The organism is Actinosynnema sp. (assembly GCF_052038725.1).
The window spans coordinates 1-2,418 of sequence record NZ_JBQGCX010000127.1; the positions used below are offsets into that span (position 1 = coordinate 1).

Consider the following 2,418-nt stretch of genomic DNA (forward strand, 5'->3'; position numbering starts at 1 on the left):
GTCCCAGGACACCACGTCGAACCTGGCCCGCAGCTCCGCCGAGAACAGCCACGGCCACCGGGCCGCGTCACCGGGCTGCGTCACCGGGCTGCGTCACCGGGCTGCGTCACCGGGCTGCGTCACCGGGCTGCGTCACCAGGCCGGGCGGCCGTCGCCGCGCGGCGCGAGCCCGTGCCGGTTCGCGTACACGGCGGCCTGCACGCGGTCGCGCAGGTCCAGCTTGCGCAGCACCCGCGACACGTGCGTCTTCACCGTCTCCTCCCCCACGTGCAGCCGCGCCGCGATCTCCGAGTTCGCCGCCCCCGTCCCCACCAGGACCAGCACCTCCCGCTCGCGCGCGGTCAGCAGCTCCAGCCCCGGCGCGCTCGGGGCGGGCCGCAGCGCCTGCGCGAACCGGCTCGCCAGGCGGCGGGTGACCGCCGGGTCGATCAGCGCGTCGCCGCGCGCCACGACCCGGATCGCGGCCACCAGCTCGTGCGCGGGGGTGCTCTTGAGCAGGAACCCGCTCGCGCCCAGGTCCAGCGCGCGGTGCACGTACCCGTCGTCGTCGTAGGTGGTCAGCAGCAGCACCCTGGTGGCCGCCCCTGCCGCCAGGATCGCGGCCGTGGCCTCCAGGCCGTCCAGCTTGGGCATCCGCACGTCCAGCACGGCCACGTCCGGCCCGAGCGCCAGCACCCGGTCCACCGCGTCCCGCCCGTTGCCGACGTCGGCCACGCACACCAGGTCGTCCTGCGTCTCCACCGCGGCCCGGAAGCCGCTGCGGAAGAACGCGTGGTCGTCGGCCAGCAGCACGCTGATCGTCACGGGGTCGCCTCCAGGGGGAACGTCGCGGTGGCGCGCCACGAGCCGCCGTCGGGCCCGCACACCACGCCGCCGCCGAACAGCGCCGCGCGGTGCCGCACCCCGTCCAGCCCCCGGCGGCTGCCGTGCGCGGGCGGGCCGGGTCGCACGCCGTTGGCCACGGACACCACCAGCTCGGCGGCGCTCTGGGTGATCCGCAGCTCGACCCGCTCGCCGTCGCCGTGCCGCAGCGCGTTGGTGAGCAGCTCCTGCGCGGCCCGGTAGGCGGCCACGTCCAGCGATCCGGGCAACCGGTCCGGCCGCAGGGCCTCGGTGCTCACCTCGACCGGCACGCCGGTCGCCCGCACCCCGTCGACCAGGTCGTCGAGCCCGGACAGGCCCGGCTGGCGGGTGCTGTCGCGGGTCGCGCCGTGCAGCACGTCCAGCATCCGCCGCAGGTCGGCCAGCGCCGCGTGCCCGGAGCGCTCGACCTGGCCGAGGGCGGCGTCGAGCTTGGGGTCGCCGCCCTGCCCGGTGGACCGCAGCCCGGCAGGCCGCAGTCCGGCGAGCCGCAGCCTGGCCGCGCCCGCGTGCACGCCGATGGCGCTGACGTGGTGCGAGATCGTGTCGTGCAGGTCGCGGGCCAGCGCGCCGCGCTCCTCGGCGAGCGCGCGGGCCACCTGCTCCTCGGCGTCGCGCCGCTTGCGCTTGACCTCCTCCAGGAACGCGATCCTGGAGGAGGTGTAGCGGCCGGCGAGCCACGGCAGCAGCGCGTTGGTCAGCGCCTCGACGGCCAGCACGGCGACCGCGTCCGGCTGCGGGGGCACGGCGGTCCACCGCGCCCCCAGCACCCCCAGCACCAGCGCGCCCAGCGCCACCCACGCCCACCGGCCGCGCAGCCACGCCCCGGCGAGGTAGCCTGCGGCGACCAGGCCGGTGGCGTTGCCGACCCGGCCGTCGACGCCGACGTCCGGACCGCCCAGCAGCACCGCGGTGCCGATGCGGGCGGCGGCCTGCGCCAGCGTGACGGCGCCGGTGAAGCGGGCGGGCAGGGCGAGCGCGAGGTCCGCCAGTGCCACGACGACCAGCGCCGCCCAGAAGCTGGTGGGCAGGGCGCCGGGGGACCGCGCGGCGAGCTCGTCGAACACCAGCAGGGCGCTGACGTCGCCGATCACGCAGACCAGGGCGATCAGCCAGGAGTTCCGCGCCACGCCACTCCTCCTCCACTGCACCGGCGCACACGATAGAGCGAACCGGTGGCGCTCATCGCGCCGCGTAGAACTCCAGGACCCGGACCATGCCGCCCTCGCTGACCGACGGCGTGTGCCCGGCGCCCTGGATCTCGACCACCTCGGCGTTCGGGAACTGCGCGGCGGCCTGCCTGCCCGCCTCGACGGGGGTGTTGGCGTCCAGGTCGCCGCTGAGGACGAGCACGGGGGCGTTCGGCATCGGCGCTCCGGCCTCGAACGGGGTGCCCTGGCTCGGGGCGTGCGGCCACTTCAGGCAGGCGCCGGAGTCGTAGGAGCCCCTGGTGCTCCAGGCCCGCGCGGAGAACGGGGCGAAGTCGGCGTCGTCCAGCGCGGCCAGGCCGCGCTCGTGGGCGGCTTCGCGGTCGTCGTCGCCGCCGGCGAAGGCCTC

General features: G+C 76.9%; 3 protein-coding genes. All 3 read right to left on the reverse strand.

The window, feature by feature from the left end:
- Nucleotides 1–132: 132 nt before the first annotated feature.
- The gene (locus tag ACTUAL_RS02435) at nucleotides 133–804 is read right to left on the reverse strand and encodes a response regulator (protein WP_440899121.1); all 672 of its coding nucleotides are present in this window, start codon (nucleotides 802–804) and stop codon (nucleotides 133–135) included.
- On the reverse strand, nucleotides 801–1,991 hold the full coding sequence (locus tag ACTUAL_RS02440) for a sensor histidine kinase (protein WP_440899122.1): 1,191 nt from the start codon (nucleotides 1,989–1,991) through the stop codon (nucleotides 801–803). Before ACTUAL_RS02440 ends, ACTUAL_RS02435 begins: the two co-directional genes overlap by 4 nt.
- 52 nt (nucleotides 1,992–2,043) lie before the next feature.
- A partial coding sequence (locus ACTUAL_RS02445; protein WP_440899123.1) for an alpha/beta hydrolase occupies nucleotides 2,044–2,418 on the reverse strand: 375 nt, incomplete at its 5' end.